Source organism: Novosphingobium sp. BL-S-24 (assembly GCF_055521575.1).
Map to the genome: position 1 here is coordinate 689,096 of NZ_CM145488.1, position 23,101 is coordinate 712,196.

General features: G+C 62.4%; 19 protein-coding genes. 6 read left to right on the forward strand and 13 right to left on the reverse strand.

Going from position 1 to position 23,101, the window contains the following annotated elements; genetic code table 11:
* Position 1: 1 nt before the first annotated feature.
* From dnaE to ACZ1JM_RS08525, 7 genes are all read right to left on the reverse strand, one after another.
* Positions 2-3,604, reverse strand: coding sequence for a DNA polymerase III subunit alpha (gene dnaE / locus ACZ1JM_RS08495; RefSeq protein WP_465134390.1), 3,603 nt, complete (start codon positions 3,602-3,604; stop codon positions 2-4).
* Between the two features lie 82 nt (positions 3,605-3,686).
* Entirely contained in the window at positions 3,687-5,078 is a 1,392-nt protein-coding gene (locus ACZ1JM_RS08500) for a carboxylesterase/lipase family protein (RefSeq protein WP_465134391.1), read from the reverse strand.
* A gap of 121 nt (positions 5,079-5,199) precedes the next feature.
* On the reverse strand, positions 5,200-5,688 hold the full coding sequence (locus ACZ1JM_RS08505) for a glutathione peroxidase (protein WP_465134392.1): 489 nt from the start codon (positions 5,686-5,688) through the stop codon (positions 5,200-5,202).
* 8 nt (positions 5,689-5,696) lie between these two features.
* A complete protein-coding gene (locus tag ACZ1JM_RS08510) occupies positions 5,697-5,978 on the reverse strand; it encodes a hypothetical protein (RefSeq protein ID WP_465134393.1) in 282 nt (93 codons plus the stop codon).
* Between the two features lie 83 nt (positions 5,979-6,061).
* A complete protein-coding gene (locus ACZ1JM_RS08515) occupies positions 6,062-6,748 on the reverse strand; it encodes an ABC transporter ATP-binding protein (RefSeq protein WP_465134394.1) in 687 nt (228 codons plus the stop codon).
* A complete protein-coding gene (locus ACZ1JM_RS08520; RefSeq protein ID WP_465134395.1) occupies positions 6,741-7,982 on the reverse strand; it encodes a lipoprotein-releasing ABC transporter permease subunit in 1,242 nt (413 codons plus the stop codon). The genes ACZ1JM_RS08515 and ACZ1JM_RS08520 overlap by 8 nt, the downstream gene beginning before the upstream one ends.
* Before the next feature lie 149 nt (positions 7,983-8,131).
* Positions 8,132-10,189 (reverse strand): TonB-dependent siderophore receptor, encoded by a 2,058-nt coding sequence (locus tag ACZ1JM_RS08525; RefSeq protein WP_465134396.1) that lies wholly within the window; start codon positions 10,187-10,189, stop codon positions 8,132-8,134.
* A gap of 401 nt (positions 10,190-10,590) precedes the next feature.
* Between ACZ1JM_RS08525 and purF the strand changes: the two genes are divergently transcribed.
* The 3 genes from purF (at position 10,591) to ACZ1JM_RS08540 (ending at position 13,192) form a co-directional block, all read left to right on the forward strand.
* Positions 10,591-12,039: an amidophosphoribosyltransferase gene (purF, locus tag ACZ1JM_RS08530; protein WP_465134397.1), complete on the forward strand. Its 1,449-nt coding sequence runs from the start codon at positions 10,591-10,593 to the stop codon at positions 12,037-12,039.
* Positions 12,036-12,755 carry an SDR family NAD(P)-dependent oxidoreductase gene (locus ACZ1JM_RS08535; RefSeq protein WP_465134398.1) on the forward strand — a complete coding sequence of 240 codons (720 nt, stop codon included), beginning with the start codon at positions 12,036-12,038 and terminating at the stop codon, positions 12,753-12,755. The genes purF and ACZ1JM_RS08535 overlap by 4 nt, the downstream gene beginning before the upstream one ends.
* 89 nt (positions 12,756-12,844) lie before the next feature.
* On the forward strand, positions 12,845-13,192 hold the full coding sequence (locus ACZ1JM_RS08540) for a PilZ domain-containing protein (protein ID WP_465134399.1): 348 nt from the start codon (positions 12,845-12,847) through the stop codon (positions 13,190-13,192).
* A 5-nt stretch (positions 13,193-13,197) separates the two neighbouring features.
* Here the strand turns inward: ACZ1JM_RS08540 and ACZ1JM_RS08545 are convergent, their stop codons facing one another.
* The 4 genes from ACZ1JM_RS08545 to sdhC all read right to left on the reverse strand — a co-directional run bounded on the left by ACZ1JM_RS08545 (position 13,198) and on the right by sdhC (position 16,540).
* Positions 13,198-13,791, reverse strand: coding sequence for a DUF308 domain-containing protein (locus ACZ1JM_RS08545; RefSeq protein WP_465134400.1), 594 nt, complete (start codon positions 13,789-13,791; stop codon positions 13,198-13,200).
* A 143-nt stretch (positions 13,792-13,934) separates the two neighbouring features.
* The gene (sdhA, locus tag ACZ1JM_RS08550; protein WP_465134401.1) at positions 13,935-15,743 is read right to left on the reverse strand and encodes a succinate dehydrogenase flavoprotein subunit; all 1,809 of its coding nucleotides are present in this window, start codon (positions 15,741-15,743) and stop codon (positions 13,935-13,937) included.
* Positions 15,743-16,132, reverse strand: a complete 390-nt coding sequence (gene sdhD, locus ACZ1JM_RS08555; RefSeq protein ID WP_465134402.1) for a succinate dehydrogenase, hydrophobic membrane anchor protein — start codon at positions 16,130-16,132, stop codon at positions 15,743-15,745. Before sdhD ends, sdhA begins: the two co-directional genes overlap by 1 nt.
* A gap of 12 nt (positions 16,133-16,144) precedes the next feature.
* Positions 16,145-16,540, reverse strand: coding sequence for a succinate dehydrogenase, cytochrome b556 subunit (gene sdhC, locus ACZ1JM_RS08560; protein ID WP_465134403.1), 396 nt, complete (start codon positions 16,538-16,540; stop codon positions 16,145-16,147).
* Positions 16,541-16,691: 151 nt separating this feature from the next.
* Between sdhC and bla the strand changes: the two genes are divergently transcribed.
* The 3 genes from bla to sciP all read left to right on the forward strand — a co-directional run bounded on the left by bla (position 16,692) and on the right by sciP (position 19,148).
* Complete coding sequence (bla, locus tag ACZ1JM_RS08565) at positions 16,692-17,603, forward strand: subclass B3 metallo-beta-lactamase (protein ID WP_465134404.1); 912 nt, start codon at positions 16,692-16,694, stop codon at positions 17,601-17,603.
* Positions 17,600-18,505 (forward strand): 50S ribosomal protein L11 methyltransferase, encoded by a 906-nt coding sequence (locus tag ACZ1JM_RS08570; RefSeq protein WP_465134405.1) that lies wholly within the window; start codon positions 17,600-17,602, stop codon positions 18,503-18,505. Before bla ends, ACZ1JM_RS08570 begins: the two co-directional genes overlap by 4 nt.
* Before the next feature lie 340 nt (positions 18,506-18,845).
* A complete protein-coding gene (gene sciP, locus ACZ1JM_RS08575) occupies positions 18,846-19,148 on the forward strand; it encodes a CtrA inhibitor SciP (RefSeq protein WP_465134406.1) in 303 nt (100 codons plus the stop codon).
* Between the two features lie 34 nt (positions 19,149-19,182).
* Here the strand turns inward: sciP and ligA are convergent, their stop codons facing one another.
* Together ligA and recN are read right to left on the reverse strand one after the other, a co-directional pair.
* The gene (gene ligA / locus ACZ1JM_RS08580; protein ID WP_465134407.1) at positions 19,183-21,333 is read right to left on the reverse strand and encodes an NAD-dependent DNA ligase LigA; all 2,151 of its coding nucleotides are present in this window, start codon (positions 21,331-21,333) and stop codon (positions 19,183-19,185) included.
* Between the two features lie 87 nt (positions 21,334-21,420).
* Positions 21,421-23,085: a DNA repair protein RecN gene (gene recN, locus ACZ1JM_RS08585; protein WP_465134408.1), complete on the reverse strand. Its 1,665-nt coding sequence runs from the start codon at positions 23,083-23,085 to the stop codon at positions 21,421-21,423.
* Positions 23,086-23,101: the final 16 nt, after the last annotated feature.

A 23,101-nucleotide genomic window follows, 5' to 3' on the forward strand; every position in this document is an offset into this window, starting at 1 on the left:
GTCAGGCAGCCATCGGCATCCGCTCCGGCCCGCGCTTGGCGGTGAGGGACACGTTGGTGATGCCTGCAACGGCCTGAAGCTGCTCGGCGAAATCACCGTCCAACGCGAAGTCGCGGCCCAGCCGCACTTTCTGCTGCCGCCCCTGTCCCAGATGCAACGTCGCGATCACTTCGCCGCTTCCTTTTGACCCGGGCCGCATCAGCAGCGCCAGTTCCTGCACCGCCTCCACCCTGTCGATCTCCAGCGTCAGGACCATTCTGGCATCGGCTTTCACTTCTGCAAGGGGTCGTCCACCGCGCACGGTGACGCGGGGCGGTTCATCTACGCTGGGCGAATCCAGTTCGACGTTGAGCAGGATGCAGGTGCCGTCCTTCGCCCATTTGACGAAATTCTCGACCAGACTTTCTTCGAAGCATGACGCCGAGAAGTTGCCGGACTGGTCCGAGAAATCGGCCATGACGAAGTCCTTGCCGCGCTTCGTCTTTCGCTTCTGAACGCTCTCCACCATCGCGGCCATCACCGCCCCGGTGCGCCCGCCGCCACCGCCGCCCGCCATCAGGCTGCCATAGGTCCGCGCGCCGTTGGCGGACGCCACCGCCCGGTATTGCTCGACCGGGTGCGCCGCGAAATAGAAGCCGAAGTTCTCGCGCTCCTTCGTCATCTGATCGGCGCGGCTCCAAGCGTCGGCATCGACCAGCCGCAGGCCCTGCTCGGCATGATCGTCCCCGCCGAACAGCCCGTGCTGGCTCGAATTGCGCTCGCGGGACGACCGGTCCGCTTCGGCGAGGAGCGTATCGGCGTTGGCCAGCACTTTGGCGCGGTTCGGCTCGAGCGAATCGAACGCTCCCGCCGCGCCCAGGCTTTCAAGCTGGCGGCGGTTCATCGATCCGGCCGGTGCACGGCGGAACACATCGTCCAGGCTTTCGAACGGACCGTTGGCCTGCCGTTCCGCGACGATTGCATCCATCGCCTTTTCGCCGACGTTGCGGATACCCGCGAGCGCATAGCGCACCGCGTGGCTTTCCGCCGTCTCCTCGACGATGAATTCCGCTTCCGACCGGTTGATGTCGGGTGCGGCGAGTTCCACGCCGTTGCGGCGCATGTCGTCCACGAAGATCGCCAGCTTTTCCGACTGATGCATGTCGAAACACATCGCCGCTGCGTAGAATTCGTGCGGATAGTGAGCCTTGAACCAGGCGGTGTGGTAGGCCAACAGTGCATAGGCTGCGGCATGAGATTTGTTGAAGCCGTACCCGGCGAACTTGTCGATCAAGTCAAACAACTCGTTCGCCTTGCCCGGCTCGATGTCGGAAACGGCCTTGCACCCTTCGACGAAACGCTGGCGCTGTGCGTCCATTTCCGCCTGGACTTTCTTGCCCATGGCGCGACGCAGCAGGTCTGCATCGCCCAGCGAGTACCCCGCCAGGATCTGCGCGGCCTGCATCACCTGTTCCTGGTAGACGAAGATGCCGTAGGTTTCGGCCAGGATCACCGACAGCTTTTCATGCGGGTATTCGATCGCGGCCAGGCCGTTCTTGCGCTGGCCAAAGAGCGGGATGTTGTCCATCGGCCCCGGGCGATAGAGCGACACGAGGGCGATGATGTCGCCGAAATTGGTAGGCTTCACCGCTGCCAGCGTGCGGCGCATGCCTTCCGATTCCAGCTGGAACACCCCCACCGTGTCGCCGCGCTTGAGCAGGTCGTAAACCGCCGGATCGTCCCAGCCCAGCGTTGCCAGATCAATGGAAATGCCGCGCCGCTGTAGCAGGTCGCCAGCCTTCTGCAGCACCGACAAGGTCTTCAGGCCCAGGAAGTCGAACTTCACCAGCCCGGTATCCTCGACATATTTCATGTCGAACTGGGTAACGGGCATGTCGGATCGCGGATCGCGGTACAGCGGGACGAGCTGCGCCAGCGGACGATCGCCGATCACAACCCCCGCCGCGTGAGTGGAGGAGTTGCGCGGCAGGCCTTCCAGCTGCACCGCCAGATCGACAAGGCGGCGAACGTCGGCATCGTTATCGTATTCGCGGCGGAATTCGGCAACCGGCCCGTCCTTGGTCACGCCGTGCTGCTTGCGACCGTTGATCGTCTCGGTCAGCGTCCACGGATCGGTCGGGTGGTTCGGCACCATCTTGCACAGCGAATCGACGCGGCCATAGCCCATCTGCAGGATGCGCCCGCAATCGCGGAGCACTGCGCGGGCCTTCATCTTGCCGAACGTGATGATCTGCGCGACGTGATCGCCGCCGTACTTGGCCTGGACGTAGCGGATCACCTCGCCGCGCCGGGTTTCGCAGAAATCGATGTCGAAGTCCGGCATCGACACGCGCTCGGGATTGAGGAAGCGTTCGAACAGCAAGCCCAGCTTCAGCGGATCGAGACCAGTGATCGTGAGCGCCCATGCCACCAGCGACCCAGCGCCCGAACCACGGCCCGGTCCCACCGGAATGCTGTTCTGGTTAGCCCATTTGATGAAGTCGGCAACGATCAGAAAGTAGCCGGGGAAGCCCATGCCAACGATGATGCCGACTTCGAAATCGAGCCTGTCGGCATATTCGAGGAAGTCTTCGGTGAGCCCCTTTTCGCGCAGCGCTTCATAGGCGGCGACGCGCTCATCGCCTTTCAGCGCCATCGCTTCCGCCAGTTCAGCTTCGGTCACGTCGGGCCAGTATGGCGCCAGCCGGGCGGCCAAACCGATACGCGAATCGTCGGCGAGCATCCGCGCTTCGCCTTCGCGGTCACCGGCAAGGCTGGGCAGCAGCGGCTTGCGCTTGGGCGGGGCGTAAGCGCAGCGCTGGGCGACGACGAGCGTGTTGGCCAACGCCTCCGGCAAGTCCGCAAACAACTCCTGCATGGCCGCGACCGGCTTGACCCAGCGTTCCGACGAGGATCGCGGTCGCTCCTCCGCATCGACGTGCGTCGAATTGGCGATGCACAGCAGCGCGTCATGCGCGGCGTGGAACTGCTTTTCGGGGAACTGCGCCGGGTTCGACGCTACCAGTGGGATGTCCCGCTGGTAAGCGAGCGCAATCAGCTCCTCCTCGCTCTCGTCCTCCTCCGGCTCGCCGGTTCGGGTGATCTCGATATAAAGACGATCGGCGAACAGCGATTGCAGGGTGTCGCAATAGCTTTCCGCCGCGTCGTACTTGCCCGCCGCGTAGAGCCGGGCCAGCGCCCCTTCGTTGCCGCCGGTGAGGCAGATCAGGCCGTCGGTATAGCCACGCAGCGATTCCAACTGGACATGCGGGTCCAATTCCAGCGGGCGGTCAAGGTGGGCGCGGCTGACGTGGTGGCACAAGTTGAGCCACCCCGCCTCGTTCTGGGCGAACAGCGCCAGCCAGTCGATCGCCATGGCCTGACCCTGCGCCACCGCGCCGGGCCGGGCGATGGCGAGGAACGTGCCGATGATCGGCTGCACGCCCACGCCTTTCGCGGCACCCGCGAAGATCGGCGCGCCGTACAGGCCGTTGCGATCGCAGATGGCGGCAGCGGGGAACGTGCGCTCTTTCGCCAGCTTGGCGATCGCCTTCGGATCGATCGCGCCATCCAGCATGGTGAAGCTGGAGAAGATGCGAAGCGGTACGAAAGGAGCGTGGGCCATCCCCTGAATCTAGGAGTTGTCCCTGCCCGCAATCAAGGGCGCGCCGGGGAAAAGCCGGGGGATAGCCCCCGGCCCGTCCCGATTATCGTGCGGTGAGCGGATCCTTGCCGACATGCGGATCGCCATCCGCGCCGAAGTCCATGATGACGTCCTGCACGGGATCGTAGCGCGGCCATGTCGGCAGGCGTACACCGTTGGGATTGCCTGTCTTCGCAAAGGCGATCACCGCGTTGCTGATGACTTCGCCAACGTGATTGTCCCGCGCGGTGACGGCGTCACCATATTTGATGGCCTGCGTATCGAAGAAAAACGGAATATCCGTGGCATGAGCCGCGCCCTTCGCCTTGTTCGAGGATGCGACGTACGAAAAGCGATAGGCGTAGACGGGTACGCCGGCCTGCGTGAGCGTGCGGGCGACGTCGCGCGCACCTTTCACCATCGGCCCTTGCGGGCCGCCGATATCATCGCTGGTCGCGCCAACCATCACCGGGACTTTGGCAAAGCGCCCGGCGGCATAGGCAGCAGCGGGATCGACCACGACCTTGCCGTCAGCGAACGGAGGCGAATAGGCGGGGAGTTTCCTGGCGAACATGGCGGCGAGATTCAGCCCGTCGAGCACCTGATCGGCAGCCAGTGCGCGCAGTTTCGCCAGCGCCTGCGGATCGTTCGGGGCGATGCCCTTTCCTTCGCCGAATGCCGTTCCCAAAGCCTCGGCAGCAGGCAGTCCGCCGGTACCACGGATAGTGCCATCACCGCCCGACATGATGACGGCTCGCCGGAAAAGGCCCTGGCTCTGCGGCGAGGTTAGCAGCGCATGCACGGACATGCCGCCCGCGCTTTCGCCCATTACCGTCACGTTCGTCGGATCGCCGCCGAAACCGGCGATGTTGGCTCGCACCCATTTGAGCGCGGCGATCTGGTCCATGATGCCATAGTTGCCAAGGGCGCCGTCATCCGCGTTCTGGGCGGTCAGTTGCGGGTGGGCGAACGTGCCGAAGCGGCCTAGGCGATAGTTGAAGCTTACGACCATCACGCCCTTGCGCGCCAGTTCCGCCCCCGAATAGGTGGGTGGGGACGATCCGCCGTTGACGAAGCCGCCGCCGTATATCCACACCACGACCGGCAACTTCGCCTTGGCTCGTTGGGGCTTCCATACATTGAGGTAGAGACAGTCTTCGGACGGTTCGGTGCCCAGCGGCGCGGCATCGCTTGGGAACGGCTTTTGCATGCAGTCATGGGCGTAGGCGGTGGTTTGCCGCAGCCCGTCCCAGCGCGGCGGGGGTTGCGGGGCGCGCCAGCGCAAATCGCCAAGCGGGGCAGCCGCAAACGGAATGCCTTTCCAACTGACGATACCCCCCTCGCTTGCACCAAGCACTTTCCCGCTGCGCGTCATCACCACCGGCGTTTCGGCAAAGACCGGTGCGCAAGCGGATGCGGCCAGAAGCACGGGCGTAAGCAAAAAGAGGCGCTTCATGGGCGTCGTTCACTCCGACAATGACAGGAATAGGGTATCTCGGGCAGTCATCTCGACCGCTCAAGGCAGATGGAGTCACCGATTGCTGCGCGGACAATTGCACACAGTCAAGTCGGACGGATTACAGCAGCGCCTCGATTTCCTCGGCAAGCGATGCAGGCTTGTCGGTGGGCGCATAACGGCGAACAACTTTGCCGCGACGGTCGATCAGGAACTTGGTGAAGTTCCATTTGATCGACTTGGAGCCGAGCACTCCCGGCGCTTCCGCCTTCAGCCATTCGAACAGCGGGGTAGTGCCGGGGCCATTGACGTCGACCTTGCCCATCAAGGGGAGCGAAAGGCCGAAATTCACTTCGCAGAACGAGGCGATTTCATCTGCATCTCCCGGCTCCTGACCGCCGAACTGGTTGCAAGGGAAGGCGATGATCTCGAACCCCCGGTCGCGGTACTTCTGCCATAGTTCTTCCAGACCGGCGTACTGCGGGGTGAAGCCGCACTTGCTGGCCGTGTTGACCACCAGCACCACCTTGCCCAGGCGATCCGCCAGGCTGGCCAATTCACCGCTCGGAAGTGTTGCCCGAAAATCGGCGATGGTGCGCGGATCAGACACGGCGGTGGTCAGAGCGCGTGCGGAAAATCGGCGCGTCGCGACAGGTGGCGGATCTCACCGATGCGGAACGTGTGATCGCCGTCCTTTTCGATGGCGTAATCGTCCTGCTTGTCCTCAGGCATTCCCATCACGAAAGCGATCAGTTCCGCTACGGTACCACGACGGATCGTCTTGAAACTATGGAACAGTCCTCCACCATCCTCGCACTTGTGGAGTTCGGCGGTATCTTCCCAGCCAAAGCCCTTCGGGGGGGTAGTGCTCGTTTCGATGGTGGACGGGATGTCGCTCATCGGCGCTGTCCTTTCTGTTCTGGTGCGGTAATTCGATGTGGGTAAGAAAACCGCGAGTTCAACGCCGGTTCCGTGCCCACACGTTAACTAAGCACCCCATCATGCAGTCGCACCACGCGGTCCATAGCCGCCGCCAGCCGCTCGTTATGCGTGGCGACGAGCGCGGCGCTGCCTTCCCCGCGCACCAGCGTCAGGAATTGCGCGAAGACCTTGTCCGCCGTCGCCTCGTCCAGGTTGCCAGTAGGCTCATCCGCCAGCACCAGATGCGGCCGATTGGCGAGCGCGCGGGCCACGGCAACGCGCTGCTGTTCGCCGCCTGAAAGCTTGCTCGGCCGGTGTTCCAGCCGCTGGCCAAGGCCCAGCGCGGAGAGCAGTTCCTTTGCCCGTTCCTCACACGCCGCCCTGCCCTTGCCGGTGATCAACTGCGGCAGCACGACGTTCTCGATCGCGTTGAAATCGGGCAGCAGGTGGTGGAACTGATAAACGAAGCCGATGTGATCGCGCCGCACCGCCGCGCGCTTGTCCTTGCCGAGCTTGCTTGCGTCGATACCGGCGATTTCGATGCGCCCGCCAAAGCCGCCCTCCAGCAGGCCGATCGCCTGCAGCATGGTCGACTTGCCGGACCCCGAAGGCCCCAGCAGGCCAACGATCTCTCCGGGCCGAACGCTGAGGTCCACGCCGCGCAGCACGTCGATCACGACGCCACCCTGCTCAAAGCTGCGGGTCACTTGCGTCAGTTTGACGACGGGATCGATCAAGGGCTCACTCATAACGAAGGACCTGCACAGGATCGGTGCTCGCTGCGCGATAGGCGGGGTACAGGGTGGCAAGGAAGCTGAATACCAGCGCCATGACGCAGATCGTGGTGATCTCCACCGGATCGGATCGCGCGGGCAGTTCGGTGAGGAAGCGGATCGAGGGATCCCACAGGTTCTGGCCGGTCAGGATTTCCACCAGACGCACGATGGGCTGGCGGAAATAGAGGAAGATGAAACCAAGGATCACCCCTGCCACCGTGCCCATCGCACCGATGCAAAAGCCGGCAGTGACGAACACTTTTAATAGCGACTGCCGGGTCGCGCCCATGGTGCGCAGGATCGCGATGTCGCGGGTCTTGGCTCGCACCAGCATAATCAGCGACGACAGGATGTTGAACACTGCCACCAGCACGATGATCGAGAGCACGACGAACATCGCCACCCGCTCTACCGCCAGCGCCTCGAACAAAGAGGCGTTGATCGTCTTCCAGTCGTTGACGATGGCGCGGCCGGACAACTGGCGCGCCAATGGGGCAAGGATGGCGCCCACGTTATCGGGATCGCTCGTCGTCACTTCGATCATGCCGATGGAATCGCCGGTAAGCAGCAGTGTCTGCGCGTCGCGCATCGGCATAACGACAAAGGCGTTGTCGTAGTCATAGACGCCGATCTCGAAGATGGCGGACACGCGATAGGCGATCTGGCGCGGCACCGTGCCGAACGGCGTCGACCGCCCCTGCGGGTTGATGATGGTGATGACATCGCCGACTTGCGCGCCAAGGTTCTGCGCCAGTTGCTTGCCGATGGCGACATTGTCGCTGCCCGGCTTCAGCTCCGCCAGATTACCGGCCTTCACCTTGTCCTGAATGCGGTCAATATCCTGCGCGGTGTTGCCCCGCACCAGGATCGCTTCGACCCGGCCATTGAAGCTGGCGAGCAGCGGCTGTTCGATCAGCGGCGACGCGCGCACCACACCGGGCGTCTTGCGCACGTCTTCCAGCACGCGTTCCCAGTTATCCAGCCGACCGCCGTAGGCCTGGATGATCGCATGGCCGTTGAGGTTGACGATCTTGTCGAACAGTTCGGCGCGAAAGCCATTCATCACGCTCATCACGATGACGAGCGCGGCAACGCCCAGCATCACCGCCACCAGGCTGATACCGGCGACCAGAGCGATGAAGCGCTCGCCCTTGCCGGGCAGCATATAGCGCTTCGCGATGGTCCATTCGAAAGGGGATAGGAGCAAGTGCGACGGGTCCGTCTGTGATCGACCAATTGGGATTGGTCGGCATTAGGATGAAGGTTCCGCGCTGGCAAGCGGTGCACGGGGGCATAGGTTCCCGCACGAAGGGACTAAAACCCCGCGCATCGCACTCTTTTGGCTCCTTCAGACGGTCAGAACCGGAAGCCCACCGTCCCCATCACGTTGCGCGGTGCCCCCACGAAGCAGTCGCCACGCGCGAGGCAGGATGCAAAGAACTTGTTGTTGAGCAGGTTCGTCGCGTTGATCGAGAAACGCCAGTGATCCCAGGTGATCTCGGCCAGCGCGTCCACGGTGGTGCGCGCGGGAGTGACCACGGTGTACAGGGTGCCGTCGGGCAGCGTGCCCGAAGGATTGAGCAGGCCGGTCGACCGGCTCTTGCCGCTGTAGACCACGCCCGCGCCCAGACGCAGTTGCGCCTCGCCGGTCAGGCCGAACGTCTTGGTGGACCAGGCGGACGCCGTGTGACGTGGCATGTAGTCAAGGCTGCTGTTGGTTTCGGACTTGAGCTGATTGTATCCATAAGCAAGCAGCAGTTCGAAATCGCCGGGCAGCGTGCGGCTGGCTTCGAACTCGATACCCTTGGTCGTCAGCTTGCCCGATTGGGTGACGACGTTGTTCGCCAGATACAGCACCCGGTTGCGCTCCTTAATATGGAACGCGGTGACCGTGAACAGCGTGTCGGCATCTGGCTGCCATTTCACGCCGGCCTCGAACTGGGTTCCGGTCTGCGGCTTGAACGGATCGCCGTCGCTGTTCGATCCGGCGATCGGCAGGAAGCTTTCGGTGTAGCTGAAGAACGGCGAGATGCCTGCGCCGATCTCGCCGATGATCCCTGCGCGGAACGTGGTGGCGTTGTCCTTGCTTCCGGCCGATGACGTCACGTGATCACGGCGCGCGCCGAGGACGACGGAGACCCGATCGTAGAAACGGATCTGATCCTGCACATAGACGCCCAGCTGCTTCTGCGAATCATAGCTGTAAGGCCCGCTGGGATCGTACGTCCGCAGCGCGTCGTAATCGATGTTATAGAGATCGATCGTTTCCGGGGTGGTCGCCGCATAGCGCTTGCCTACCTTGTTCCAGCTGTAATCCAGGCCGACCAGCAACTGGTGTTCGATATTGGCGCCGGTGTTGAAGGAGAACAGCAGGTTATTGTCGGTGGAGAATACGTTCATTCGCGCATCGCTGGCTTCCGAGAAGAGGCCGATGGTGCGCCCGTCCGGACCGAACGGGTTGGACGGGTTGGAATAGCTGTCTGCGTAGTGGGTGAAGTATTCCAGGTCGCTGTCGATATACCGCGCCTTCAGGCTGAGCCGCACGGTATCCGAAAAGCGATGAGTGATGCTGCCCCCGCCCTGCAGGACTCGACCGGAATAGCGATCCCAGCCTGGCTTGCCGACGAAGGTATAAGGATCGAGCCGCTCGGGATTGCCCGGGTTGGGCAGGAAGGTGCCGATGATCGGCAGGAACTGGGATGTCGAGCCGGTGTCGTCCTCCTGATACAGCCCGGTGAGGATGACGTCGGTGTCGGGCGTCGGCTGCCAGCGGATAGAGGGCGCGAACATCACGCGGTCATCCGGCACATACTTCACATAAGTATCGGCATCGCGGGCGCGCCCGACCGCGCGGATCGCCAGCGTATCGGTCAGCGCGATGTTGACGTCGCCCAGAAACTCCTTGCGATCGTAGCTGCCATAGACTGCGTTGAACTCGCCCCTCGTTTTGAAATCCGGGGTCTTGGAAACGAGGTTGACCAGGCCGCCGATCGAACCCTGGCCATAGAGAACCGATGCCGGGCCACGCACGATCTCTATGCGGGAGAAGTTGTAGGGGTCGGCCGTGATGCTGGCGTAATACGAAAAGATGTCGCGCATGCCGTCACGGAACTGCAGCGCATCGATGCCGCGGATATTGAATCCATCGACGCGGGTATCGCGGCCGTAGGGGTTGGCGTTGACGCTGGCGGCGTATTTCACTGTGTCGCTGACGCTGATCGCGCCTTGTGACAGGTATTGCTCGGCGGTCACGACCTTGATCGGTTGCGGCGTTTCCTCGGGCCGCGCTTCGGTCTTGGTGCCGGATGTGGTGACAAGAATGGCATCGCCAACTGCCGTGTCCGCGCTGGTCGCATCGTCCGCCAGCGCCGGTGCACTCACCAGCATTCCCGCCAATCCGGCCGCCGCGATCATTCTTGTCATACCTGCCCCGATTAACCCGATGTCAAAACTGCGCGGCCAATACATATGATGCGACGCATTCTCAATAGCAAAATGGAGGGTGGCGCGTCGGTGGGTCGACTGGCGGATATTTCCTACATCGACCCGGCCTGCTACGATGCCGGAGGCTCTTTCCAACCGAAGACCATGCAAGCCGGACACGGCCTATGGAGCACCCTTTTCCGCATGTGTTTCATCAACTAAATCGGGCCGATCGGGCGGTTGCGGGCGCCGTCATTCATTCGTCACGATGCTCGCCTAATAAATTCTGCGGAACTTTGCCTGCCGTTATCGCGTTCCTTGCCCCTTGCTTTTTGCGGCGATCGCAGCCAAATGCGCAGCGTTGAAAGCGCCAGCGGGCTGGACATAAATCCATGAACATGACTCACCCCTTTCGTGATGCCGACGGGGACAAACTGCGCGAAGAGTGCGGCGTTTTCGGCGTCATCGGCGCCAGGGAAGCCGCCGCGATCACGGCTGCCGGGCTTCATTCCCTGCAGCACCGCGGGCAGGAAGCGGTGGGAATCACCAGCTTCTCCGGTGACGAATTCCACTCCCACCGCGGCATCGGCCACGTGGCTCAGGTATTCAGCCAGAAGGAAGTCGATACGCTTCCCGGCACCATGGCATCAGGCCATGTGCGCTATGCCACCACCGGCGGCTCCGGCCTGCGCAACGTCCAGCCGCTGTTTGCCGATCTCGCCGCTGGCGGCTTTGCGATCGCCCACAATGGTAACATCTCCAACGCGATGACGCTGAAGCGCGATCTCGTTTCCAAGGGATCGATCTTCCAGTCCACGTCGGACACCGAAGTCATCATCCATCTGGTCGCCACCAGCCGCTATCCCACGCTGCTCGACCGGTTCGTCGACGCCCTGCGCATGGTCGAAGGCGCCTACTCGCTGATCTGCATGACCGCCGAGGGCATGATCGCCTGCCGCGATCCGCTGGGCATCCGTCCGCTCGTCATGGGCCGCATCGGAGACGCCACCGTGTTCGCCTCCGAAACCGTCGCTTTCGACGTGATCGGCGCGGAATTCATTCGCTCGATCGAACCGGGCGAGCTGGTTCAGGTTGATCACAAGGGCACGATCTCCAGCCACCGCCCCTTCGGCAACCCTGCCCCGCGCCCCTGCATTTTCGAGCACGTCTATTTCTCGCGGCCTGACTCGATCATGGATGGCCGCTCGGTCTATTCCGTACGCAAGCAGATCGGCGTGGAACTGGCCAAGGAAGCCTTCGCCCAGGCAGACGTGGTCATCCCCGTGCCGGACAGCGGCGTGCCAGCAGCTATCGGTTACGCGCAGGAATCGGGTATCCCGTTCGAGCTCGGCATCATCCGTTCTCACTACGTCGGTCGCACCTTCATCCAGCCGGGCGACGCCGCTCGCCATGCCGACGTGAAGCGCAAGCACAATGCCAACCGCCCGGTGGTGGAAGGCAAGCGCATCATCCTGATAGACGATTCGATCGTGCGCGGCACGACGTCGAAAAAGATCGTCGAAATGATGCGCGATGCGGGCGCCGCTGAAGTGCACATGCGCATCGCCAGCCCGCCGACCGAGCATTCGTGCTTCTACGGTGTCGATACGCCGGAACGCTCGAAGTTGCTGGCCGCGACGATGGATACCGAAGCGATGGCCGATTTCATCAAGGCCGACAGTCTCGCCTTCGTGTCAATCGATGGCCTGTACCGTGCCGTGGGCGAAGCAGGCCGGGCCAACAAATGCCCGCAATTTTGCGATGCCTGCTTCACGGGCGATTACCCCACCAAGCTGACCGACTTTTCCGATCGTTTCCCGGCGGAATTGAACGCCGCATGAGTGATCAACCGTTTGCGGGGCAGGTGGCACTCGTCACCGGCTCCAGCCGTGGCATCGGCGCGGCGACTGCCATCGCTCTGGCAGCGCGCGGCGCGCATGTCGTCCTCACGGGGCGCGACACCAAAGCGCTTGAGGGCGTGGAGGAAGCGATCTTCCAGGCGGGCGGATCAGCCACGATCGCGCCTGTCGATCTGGTCGAGCCGGACGGCATAGCCCGCTTGGCCACCGCCCTTTCGCAACGCTGGGGCAAGCTCGACATGCTGGTCATCAACGCCGCGGTCCTGCCAGAACTCACCAGCGTTGCCGATATTGATCAAAAAGCTTTCAACAAGGCCCTGACCACTAACGTCCTGGCCACGCAGGCGCTGATAGCGAATTTTGACCCGCTGTTGCGCAAAAGCGACGATGCCCGCGTGATCGGGATGACGACTACGGTGGCCCAGGCCCCACGGGCGTACTGGGGTGCTTACGGCGCCACCAAAGCTGCGTTCGAAGTGCTGCTCGATGCGTACGCGCAGGAGACCGCCAAAGTGTCGAAGATCCGGGTTGCTGTCGTGAACCCTGGCGCCACCCGCACGGCCATGCGCGCTCGAGCCTATCCGGGCGAAGCGCCAGCCTCCGTCAAGCCGCCTGAAGTGGTCGCGGAAAGGTTGGTTTCGCTGATGAGTGAAGCATTTATGACCGGTCACCGCGAAACCGTTAACCAGACTGCGTAAGGCGAAAGTAACCCAAGGCTGGGAAAAATCGGGATGAGTCGGCACTGTCCGAGTGTCGCAAAGCTCAGGCTCGAAAACGCGAGGTGGCCATGGTCCACACCCAGCAAGATAGATACGCCGCGGCCGCTCAGGAGGACCGCAGTGCACCACGCCTGCGCATATCGATCCCGGCTTCGCTACGGCCTTCGGGATCGAAAGGCTTCCAGACGGCAGTGCGCGATCTTTCGCTTTCCGGGTTTTCAGCGACCGCAATGACGCGCGTGGCGCCAAGAACCATGTGCTGGCTTACCCTTCCCGGCAAGGAAGCCGTGGCCGCCAGAGTAATATGGTGGGACAATGGGTTGGTGGGATGTGCGTTCGAACGACTGCTCGACCCCTTGGACCTGGAAGCGATTCTGTCCCGCTGGAATGGAGACGTGCGCCAGTCCCGGGACTGATCCGGTCAGGCGTCGGTCTTTTTGAGCGCGATGGCCAGACGGATCAGGAATATCGCCCTCACCGTCAAACTTATCGCCACGACCAACGCCAGCATTGCAAGGCCGGCCAGCGCCCCGGAAAACAGCAGCACCAAGCCAAGCACCAAATCCAGCACACCCAGCAGCAGGCGCCAGTTGCGATCGTTCTTGCTGTTCAGCGCGAACGAGATCTGAAGTCCGCCTGCGACGATCAGCCAGATCCCGATAGCCCAGACCAGAGAGATCGCGCCGGCGATCGGGTTTAGGATCGCAAAGATGCCAGCCAATAACGCGATCAAGCCAAGCGCAAGCTCCGTCCAGCGCGCACGCGTAGACATCGATGTCCATCCCGAAGCGATGGCGGCAACGCCGTAGACGAACAACGTCACGCCAAGAACCAGACCGGTGGCTACCCCGGCGACCAGCGGATTAACCAGCACCACCAGTGCGGCGACCGAGAGCACGACGCCATAGCCCATGACCCATGGCCATGTCCTGCCCGGCGCCCGGCTCATCTGCTGCACGATCGGATCACGCTCGACGTGGGGATCCAGCAACGGATCGATCTCGGTGCGCTGCATCGACTATTCCTTCGGCCCATTCGACAATGCCAAAGAAATGCCTCGCGCCCACACAGGTTGCGACGTTGCCTCACGACCGGCCAAAACGAAAGGGCGGCGCGCCTGCCAGCGCCCCGCCCTCCTCTCGTTCAGATATCGGCGTATCAGTACACGCGGGCCTTCGGCTTGATGTACTGAACGTCGTCCGTCAGCGTGTATTCGTGCACGGGACGGTAGTCGATGCGGACTTCGCCGCCCTTGCCGCCCCAGCCATTGAACCAAGCCGCTGTGTGCTTCATCCAGTTTACGTCATCGCGGTTGGGGAAATCCTCGTGTGCATGAGCGCCACGGCTTTCCTTGCGATTCTGGGCACCATGCAGCGTGACGGTGGCCTGAGAAATCAGGTTATCAAGTTCCATCGTCTCGACCAGATCGGAGTTCCAGATCAGGCCGCGATCCGACACGTGGATGTCCTGCATCTTCTCGTAGGTCTTGGCGAGCTTCTCCTTGCCCTCTACCATGAGTTCGTCGGTACGGAACACCGCTGCATGAAGCGACATGGTGCGCTGCATTTCCGTGCGGATTTCCGCCGTGGGGGTGCCGCCCTTGGCATTACGGAAGTGGTCAAGGCGTGTGAGCGACAGGTCCGCCGAGTCCTTGGGCAATTCGGCCTGAGCCGCGCCGGGCTTGACCAGGTCACGCAGGCGATGACCGGTAGCACGGCCGAACACCACGAGGTCGATCAGCGAGTTGGAGCCAAGGCGGTTGGCGCCGTGGACAGAAACGCAGGCCGCTTCGCCGACAGCGAACAGGCCGGGGACAACTGTCTCGGGATTGCCGTCGGCGCCGATCGTCATGACTTCGCCATGATAGTTCGTCGGAATACCACCCATGTTGTAGTGGACGGTCGGCACCACGGGCAGAGGCTGGCGGGTTAGATCGACGCCGGCGAAAATCTTGCCGCTCTCGGTAATGCCGGGCAGACGCTCTCCAAGAACCTTCGGGTCGATGTGATCGAGGTGAAGGTAGATGTGGTCCTTGTGAGGACCGACGCCGCGGCCTTCGCGAATTTCCAGCGCCATGGAACGCGAAACGACGTCGCGGCTGGCAAGGTCCTTGGCCGACGGGGCGTAACGCTCCATGAAGCGCTCACCCTCAGAGTTGGTAAGGTATCCGCCTTCGCCGCGCGCGCCCTCGGTGATGAGAACGCCGGCACCGTAGATGCCAGTCGGGTGGAACTGGACGAACTCCATGTCCTGCAGCGGCAGTCCGGCGCGCAGAACCATGGCCCCGCCGTCACCCGTGCAGGTGTGAGCGGACGTCGCCGTAAAGTAGGAACGCCCATAGCCACCGGTCGCCAGAACGACGGCCTGCGCGCGGAAGCGGTGGATCGAACCATCGTCCATGCACAGCGCGATGACGCCGCGGCACTGGCCGTTCTCCATGATCAGGTCGATCGCGAAGTATTCGATGAAGAAGTCCGACTGATACTTCAGCGACTGCTGATACAGAGCGTGCAGCATCGCGTGACCGGTGCGGTCGGCAGCGGCGCAAGTACGCTGAACCGGCGGGCCTTCACCCATGTTCTGCATGTGACCGCCGAACGGACGCTGGTAGATCGTGCCGTCAGGGTTACGGCTGAAAGGAACGCCAGCGTGCTCCAGTTCGTAGACAGCCTGCGGTGCTTCGCGCACCATGTATTCAATGGCGTCCTGGTCGCCCAGCCAGTCAGACCCCTTCACGGTGTCGAACATGTGCCAGGTCCAGTGGTCCGGCGAATTGTTCTGCAGCGAGGCAGCGATACCGCCCTGGGCCGCGACCGTGTGCGAGCGCGTCGGGAAGACCTTGGTAATGCAGGCGGTCTTGAGGCCGGCCTCGGCTGAACCCATCGTCGCGCGCAGGCCGGAGCCACCGGCGCCGACGACGACGGTGTCGTAAAGATGGTCGATGATCTTGTAGGCAGGCGCGGACATCAGGCGTGTGCTCCCAGCGCGAGACGGACGATGCAGAAGACGCCGAAGGCGGCCCCGGCGAATGCGGCGAGGTTCAGCGCCGTGATGCAGGCGAACTTGTTGGCGTGTTCGTGCACGTAGTCTTCGACCAGCACCTGCAGCCCCAGCCTTGCGTGCCAGAACGTCGACACCACCAGCAACGCCATGATCGTCGCGGCCACCGGACGGGAAATCCATTCGACCACCGTCGCGTAGTTGTAATCCGGCAGAAGGATCAGCGACACGATCAGGAAGAGGACGGTCAGCAGGTTGCCGATGGCGGTGAAGCGCTGCAGCAGCCAGTGGTGAACGACACCGCCCCTGGCGGCGCCCAGGCCGCGCACGCGACCGATGGAAGTTCCGTTACCCATGTTTGCGTCCCCTCAGCGAAGCAGGATCACCGCCCAGAAGGCGGCTGTAAGCACGATGCCGAGGATCGGCGAGACGACCGACCACAGCCGGTTGGTGTTCAGTTCGAACCCGGCACCGGCGTCCATCACGAAATGGCGCAGGCCGCTGCACATGTGCGTGAAAAACGCCCAGGAAATGCCCACCAGCACCAGATACCCGATCGGCGTGGTCATGGCCCACTGGAAGGTCTGGTACGATGCCGGTCCCCCGGCGAGCGCGGCCAGCCACCACAGCAGCACGCCCAGACCAGCGAAGGCCATGCCATCACCGGTGACGCGATGCAGGATCGACACCAACATGTGCGGGCCCCACTTCCAGATCTGGAGGTGCGGCGAAAGCGGACGGCTCTTGGTCCCGGCGTTTGCCATGGCTCTAACGAATCCCTTGCCTGCGGCAGCGCAACAAGCTGCCCTCGACCAAGCCCCTTAGACAAAATGAGCAACGGTGCAAGTTCCCACGGCGCATCTCGATGCCATCGCGCACTGGCCTATCGCATAGGTGAGGCGTAAGTATCGCGCCATGAATCGCATATCGATAGCCGCCGCCATAGCCGGCATCGCCTTTTCCGTCCTGCCGTCAGCACATGCTGCCCCCGCCAGGAACGACCTTTCGCCGGCCCGTTTGGCATCCGCCTGCAAGGGACGATCCGGGTGGACCGATCCGGCCCCACCCGCGCGGATTGTCGCCAACACGTGGTATGTCGGCACGTGCGGCATTTCGTCGATCCTGATCACCGGCAAGGACGGTCATGTCCTGATCGACGGGGGTGAGGCCGAGGCCGCGCCGCTGGTTCTCGCCAATATCAAGCGAGCGGGCTTTGATCCCCGGGACGTGCGGTGGATCGTCGCCAGCCATGAACATTATGATCACGTGGGCGGTCTTGCCGCGTTGCAAAAGGCAACGGGCGCGAAAGTGGCTGCCTTGCCGGTTCAGCAAAAGGCGCTGGAGTCGGGCCAGTCCAGTCCGGATGATCCGCAATTCGCGGGAATGCGCCCCATCGCCGCCCTATCGGTCACTCGCACGTTGGCTGACGGCAATCTGCTCGGTGTCGGATCGATCGTCCTCACCGCTCACGACACCCCCGTCCATGCACCGGGGTCGACCAGTTGGACGTGGCAGTCCTGCGACCACGCCAAGGTCTGCCAAACGGTCACGTATGCGGACAGCGCCTCGACCATCTCGTCCGATGACTACCGCTTCACCGATCACCCTGCTCGCGTAGCCGCCGTCCGGCTCGGGCTGAAACGCATGGCGGCCCTGCCCTGCGATATTTTGCTGACACCGCATCCGGAAGCCAGCAACATGATGGAGCGGTTCGCCGGCAAGAAGCCACTGGTCGAGCGCAATGCCTGCCGCGCTTACGCTGCGGCGGCGAGCGGAAAGTTCGATGCCAGATTGCGCAGCGAAACCCGCACCGGGAAGACCAAGTGAGCTGGAAAGTTACCGCATTTGCGCCGCGTCCTACAATCGAGAACGCGCTGGTCGCTCATGAAGACGCCTGGGACTGGGATCCCGATATTGTGCTCAGCGGCCGGGAAATCGCCGAAGACAAGCCTGACGAATGGCAACTGGAAGCGTGGCTGGACCACAAACCTACGCGCGCCGATCGGACGGCAATTCTGGGCCTGTTCGCCGATGCTCCCGCCCCCGAACTGACGATCGAGGAACTGCCGCAAACCGACTGGCTGGTGGCCAGCCAGGAAGGGCTGGAACCCATCAAGGCCGGCAGGTTCTACGTCCATACGCCCGAGCATGATGCGTCGAACGATGCCGGAGTGATCGACTTTACCATTCCGGCCAGCCAGGCTTTCGGTACCGGCCAGCACGCGACCACCGCGGGTTGCCTTGCCATGCTGACCCACATGAAATCACGCGGAATCACCGTTCGCAATTGCGCGGACATCGGCACCGGCACCGGTCTCCTGGCGTTCGCCGCCCTGTCGCTCTGGCCGCGCACCTTGGCGACTGCCAGCGACATTGACTCGGTATGCGTGCGCGTCGTCGATGAAAATGCAGCCGCTAATGGAATTCCCTTGGGCGGAGGACGGGGGCAACTGGTGATGACGGTGGCTGACGGCATGGACCACCCCGTCCTGTCGGCACGCGGGCCTTATGACCTCATCATCGCCAACATCCTTGCGGGACCGCTCGTGTCGCTGGCACCCGCTTTTGGACAGTCCCTGATTCCCGGCGGGCATCTTCTCTTGGCCGGATTGCTCGAAACGCAGGAGCAGGCGGTTCGATCGGCCTGCCGCCGGGCCGGGCTTCGCCTCGCCGCTCGTCTTGTGAATGGCGACTGGTCCATCCTGTGGATGCGCAAACGGTCGCGTTGACTGTTGCCTGCAGATTGCTGGCCAGGTCCATGCGGTCCGAAGGGTAGGCAAGCGATTACGACTCATTAACGGTCTAACGCACTCATCGGGCGATTGACCGAGTTCCCGGGAAGCATTTTCGCCCGAGATTCGTTTATGCCCGCTGGAAAATATCGAGATCTATGATGCTGTAATCGCCGGGAAATTTGGTGCGGTGAAGAAATTTTCTCCGTTCGTTAAAGCACCCTGGGGGAAAATACGTAAACGCGCGTTAACTATCTCCGGTCTTTCCAAATTAACATTTCTCGACAAGAATCGAGGTCGACAGGGGGTTGGCAACCTACACTCAAGAGGCCAACCAATGATCGATACTGAACTCGCCCAACCAGAGGTAATCACCGGCCCGCTCGGTGAACCGATGAGCCGGGACACACTGCCGCCTGCCAACACTTCGCGTTGGGTAGTGCGGCGCAAGGCCGAAGTGGTGGCTGCCGTCAACGGTGGACTGCTGACTATCGCGGAAGCCTGCGAACGCTACGACCTCACGCTTGAGGAACTTGCATCCTGGCAGCGCTCAATCGAGCGCGAGGGCATGGCCGGGCTGCGAGCAACTCGAGTGCAGCACTATCGCCAGGTGCACGAGCGCAAGGCGCGCTACAGCTGAGATAAGCCGCAAGTGTCGCTTGCGGCTTATCGCCTCACGCTTCGGCCGCCGCCACGATTTGCGCCCATGCGCCTTCGTCGATCACGGGAATTCCCAGTTCGGCGGCTTTTTTCAACTTTGATCCTGCCCCCGGTCCTGCCACGATAAGGTCGGTCTTCGCGGAGACCGACCCGGCCGCCTTCGCGCCAAGCCGCTCTGCCTGCGCCTTGGCTTCGTCACGGCTCATGGTTTCCAGTTTCCCGGTGAAGACGACCGTCTTGCCGGAAACTTCGCTTGCTTTCGTTTCCACGACGTAAGGCGGCGGCGATACTTCCCGAAGAAGATCATCCCAAACCTGGCGATTATGCTCTTCGTGGAAGAAGTCACCCAGCGCTTCGACGACGACGGGACCAACCCCGTCGATGGATATCAGTTCGGCATAGGCATCGCTGCCGGCCTGCGCAGCCTGCTCCCCGTCCGTCACGTGGGATTGTTCGGCTGCTTCGCGAAGGGCGGGCAAGGTTTCGAACCGCTTCATCAGATCGCGCGCCGTCACGGCGCCAACATGCCGTATGCCAAGGCCGAACAGCAGCCGTGCCGCGTCTGGTCGGCGCTTGCTCTCGATGGCTGCCAACAGGTTATCCACCGACTTGTCCTTCCATCCTCCTAGCGCGAGAATGTCGGCCCGGCGGCGGCGCAGACGGAAGATGTCCGCCGGGCTTTCCAGCCAACCCAGCGCAAAGAATTCGTCGATGGTCTTTTCGCCCAGACCTTCGATGTCGAGCGCGGCGCGGCTGACGAAGTGCTTCAGGCGTTCCGTCCGCTGCGCCGGGCAGATCAGTCCGCCTGTACACCGGACATCCACCTCCCCTTCGGCGGCGACCGCTTCGGAACCGCATTGGGGGCAGTGTTCAGGAAACGGGAATGCAGGACGGCTTTCGTCGCGCGTCAGATTGTCCACCACCTGCGGGATGACGTCGCCGGCGCGTTGCAGGATCACGCGGTCGCCCGGTCTGACGCCGAGCCGGGCAATTTCGTCCCGGTTATGCAGCGTAACATTGGTGACGGTGACGCCGCCGACCAGGACCGGCCGGAGCCGACCCACGGGGGTCAGTTTACCGGTTCGGCCGACCTGAATGTCGATGGACTCGACCACTGTCTCGGCACGCTCGGCAGGAAACTTGTGGGCCAGCCCCCATCGCGGTGCTTTGGCGACGAAGCCCAGCCTTTGCTGCCAGTCCAACCGGTCGATCTTGTAGACCACGCCGTCAATCTCGAACGGGAGCCCTGCCCTACCGTCACGGATTCGGGCATAGGCGTCCAACATGTCCTCCAGCGAATGACAAAGGCGGAACTGAGGCGATACCGGCAATCCCCAGCTCTCGATCCGACGAATCACCTCATGCTGCGTAGCGCCGGGAACCTCGCTCGCCGCGCCCCACCCGTGCGCCCAAAACCGCAAGGGCCGCCGCGCCGTTACGGACGCATCCTTCTGCCGCAACGATCCCGCCGCCGCATTACGAGGGTTCGCGAATTGCCGAACCTTGGTGTCCTCAAAAGCCTCCCCCCAGGCTTCCGCCGCCGCATGTGCTTCATCAACTAACTGCGCATTGAGCGCCAGAAACGCGCCCTTCTCCATGTAGACTTCGCCGCGGACCTCAAAAACGTCCGGCACATCGTCGCCTTTGAGCGTCTGAACGATGTCCGCGATATGGGCGACATTTGCGGTCACATCCTCCCCAACCAGCCCGTCACCCCGGGTGGCGGCACGGACCAGCCGGCCTTTTTCATACCGCAGCGAACAGGAAAGGCCGTCGATTTTGTCTTCCGCAGTAACCGCCAATGGTTCGTCAGCCGTCAGAGATAGAAAGCGTCGCACGCGCCCAAGAAAGTCGGCAACTTCCGCGTCCGCAAATGCATTGTCGAGGCTCATCATCCGCACCTCGTGCTTCACTTTGCCCAGCGGTGACGACGCGACATCGTGGCCCACCTTGTTCGTTGGGCTGTCAGCACGGATCAGATGAGGGTATGCCGCTTCCAACTCGGCGTTGCGCCGGACCAGAGCATCGTACTCTGCATCTGCCATATCGGGGGCATCATCAGCGTGGTAAAGCCGGTTGGCACGGTTTATCTGCCGCGCCAGTCGCATCAGTTCATTGGCGGCTTCGGCTTCGCTGGGAAGACCGGTCGAAATCTGGCTATCCATATGTGAGTATTAAGGCAGCCACCGGCGTTTGGCACTAGTTTCTACCGAGCTAATTGAATCGAATCAGCGAACAATCCGATCGCTTTTTCAGGCCCATTCCAACAGTCGGTCCGCCTGCGCACGGGCCTCGTCAGTCACCTGAGCACCGGAGAGCATACGAGCAATCTCCTCCTTGCGTTCCGCTTTGGTAAGCGGTGTCACCGATGTGCGAGTGACGATACCTTGGCTGGACTTTGCGATCATGTAGTGCTGGTTCCCGCGCGCGGCGACCTGTGGCGAGTGAGTAACCGCCAGAAGCTGGCCGTTAGCAGCAAGTCGCGCCAGACGCTCGCCGATAGCATCAGCCACTGCTCCGCCAACACCGCGATCGATCTCATCGAAAATCACCGTTGCCGCCCCGCCCTCTTCGGCCAGCGCAACCTTTAGCGCGAGGATAAATCGGGACAATTCGCCACCACTGGCGATCTTGGCCAATGGAGCGAAGTCGGCCCCTGGGTTGGTGCTGATCAGAAATTCCACAGCATCCATGCCGCTGGCGCCCCAACGCTCCTCCGGAAGTTTGACGACCGATGTGCGAAATTTGGCGGAATCGAGTTTCAAGGGCGATAACTCGGCCGCCACAGCGAGGTCGAGACGCTTGGCGGCTGCGCGGCGCACGTCATGTAGTGCAACCGCTTTTTCACGGTACGCCAGCGCGGCGCTTTGCGCGGCCCTCTCCAAATCCACGATATGTTCCTGGCCGCCTTCGATGGCATCGAGCGCGGCCTGCATTTCAGTCATTTTCGCAGGTAGATCATCTACCTGACACCCGTGCTTTCGGGCGGCTGCCCGTAGATCAAATAGCCGAGTTTCGATGCGGTCCAGTTCAGCCGGATCGAACGACAACGCTTCCGCCGCACGCTGAAGCTTGTCCTCCGCCTCGCTGGCTTCGATGACGGCGCGATCCAATGCCGCGAGTGCTTCGGCCAACATCTCGTGTTCGCCAGCGATCCGATCGAGACGGCGAGCCGCGCCCCGCAACGCGGTTAACGCGGAGTCGGACCCCGCCCATAAATGCTGAAGCGCCGACAGATCGTCAGCCAGCTTCTCTCCTTTCTGCATGTCTGATCGCGAGCCCGCCAGTTCCGCTTCTTCGCCAACCTCGGGAGCAAGAGTAAGCAACTCTACAAGATGGGCTTGGAGAAGCACCTGATCTTCAGCCGCACGCGTGACAGTATCGCGTGCAATTTGGAGCGCATCACGGGCATCGCGCCACGTTTCCCAGGCAGTCGCCACACCAACTGCATCAGCAACCGCGAACCGATCAAGCAGAGCACGGTGCCCCCGTGCGTTGACCAGACCTCGATCATCATGCTGGCCATGTATCTCGACCAATACCGGGGCAATTTCACGCAAAAGCGCGACGCCGACAGGCTGATCGTTCAAGAATGCCTTCGAACCACCATCTGCCTTCAGGTGGCGCTTTAATATGAGCGGTTCACCTAACTCTATTTCCAACCCGGCGTCTTCGATTACGGCAAGTACCGGCAGAGGCAACGCACCAAATTCGAAGCTGGCGCTGACGCTGGCCTGCGGCTCGCCCGCACGAACCAAGCCACTGTCCGCCCGATTACCGAGCACCAGGCCCAGCGCATCCAGCAAAATGGATTTCCCCGCCCCAGTTTCACCCGTGAGCACGCCCAGCCCTCGCGCGAAATCGAGATCGAGCGCTTCGATCAGGACGATGTTACGAATGGAGAGGCGGCTCAGCATGTTCGCGAAGCGTTCT

Excerpts from the sequence above, each read along its gene's own strand:
- dnaE (WP_465134390.1), bottom strand. The coding sequence starts at position 3,604 with ATGGCCCACGCTCCTTTCGTACCGCTTCGCATCTTCTCCAGCTTCACC.
- ACZ1JM_RS08500 (WP_465134391.1), bottom strand. The coding sequence starts at position 5,078 with ATGAAGCGCCTCTTTTTGCTTACGCCCGTGCTTCTGGCCGCATCCGCT.
- ACZ1JM_RS08510 (WP_465134393.1), bottom strand. The coding sequence starts at position 5,978 with ATGAGCGACATCCCGTCCACCATCGAAACGAGCACTACCCCCCCGAAG.
- ACZ1JM_RS08515 (WP_465134394.1), bottom strand. The coding sequence starts at position 6,748 with ATGAGTGAGCCCTTGATCGATCCCGTCGTCAAACTGACGCAAGTGACC.
- ACZ1JM_RS08525 (WP_465134396.1), bottom strand. The coding sequence starts at position 10,189 with ATGATCGCGGCGGCCGGATTGGCGGGAATGCTGGTGAGTGCACCGGCG.
- purF (WP_465134397.1), top strand. The coding sequence starts at position 10,591 with ATGAACATGACTCACCCCTTTCGTGATGCCGACGGGGACAAACTGCGC.
- ACZ1JM_RS08535 (WP_465134398.1), top strand. The coding sequence starts at position 12,036 with ATGAGTGATCAACCGTTTGCGGGGCAGGTGGCACTCGTCACCGGCTCC.
- ACZ1JM_RS08540 (WP_465134399.1), top strand. The coding sequence starts at position 12,845 with ATGGTCCACACCCAGCAAGATAGATACGCCGCGGCCGCTCAGGAGGAC.
- ACZ1JM_RS08545 (WP_465134400.1), bottom strand. The coding sequence starts at position 13,791 with ATGCAGCGCACCGAGATCGATCCGTTGCTGGATCCCCACGTCGAGCGT.
- sdhA (WP_465134401.1), bottom strand. The coding sequence starts at position 15,743 with ATGTCCGCGCCTGCCTACAAGATCATCGACCATCTTTACGACACCGTC.
- sdhD (WP_465134402.1), bottom strand. The coding sequence starts at position 16,132 with ATGGGTAACGGAACTTCCATCGGTCGCGTGCGCGGCCTGGGCGCCGCC.
- sdhC (WP_465134403.1), bottom strand. The coding sequence starts at position 16,540 with ATGGCAAACGCCGGGACCAAGAGCCGTCCGCTTTCGCCGCACCTCCAG.
- bla (WP_465134404.1), top strand. The coding sequence starts at position 16,692 with ATGAATCGCATATCGATAGCCGCCGCCATAGCCGGCATCGCCTTTTCC.
- sciP (WP_465134406.1), top strand. The coding sequence starts at position 18,846 with ATGATCGATACTGAACTCGCCCAACCAGAGGTAATCACCGGCCCGCTC.
- ligA (WP_465134407.1), bottom strand. The coding sequence starts at position 21,333 with ATGGATAGCCAGATTTCGACCGGTCTTCCCAGCGAAGCCGAAGCCGCC.
- recN (WP_465134408.1), bottom strand. The coding sequence starts at position 23,085 with ATGCTGAGCCGCCTCTCCATTCGTAACATCGTCCTGATCGAAGCGCTC.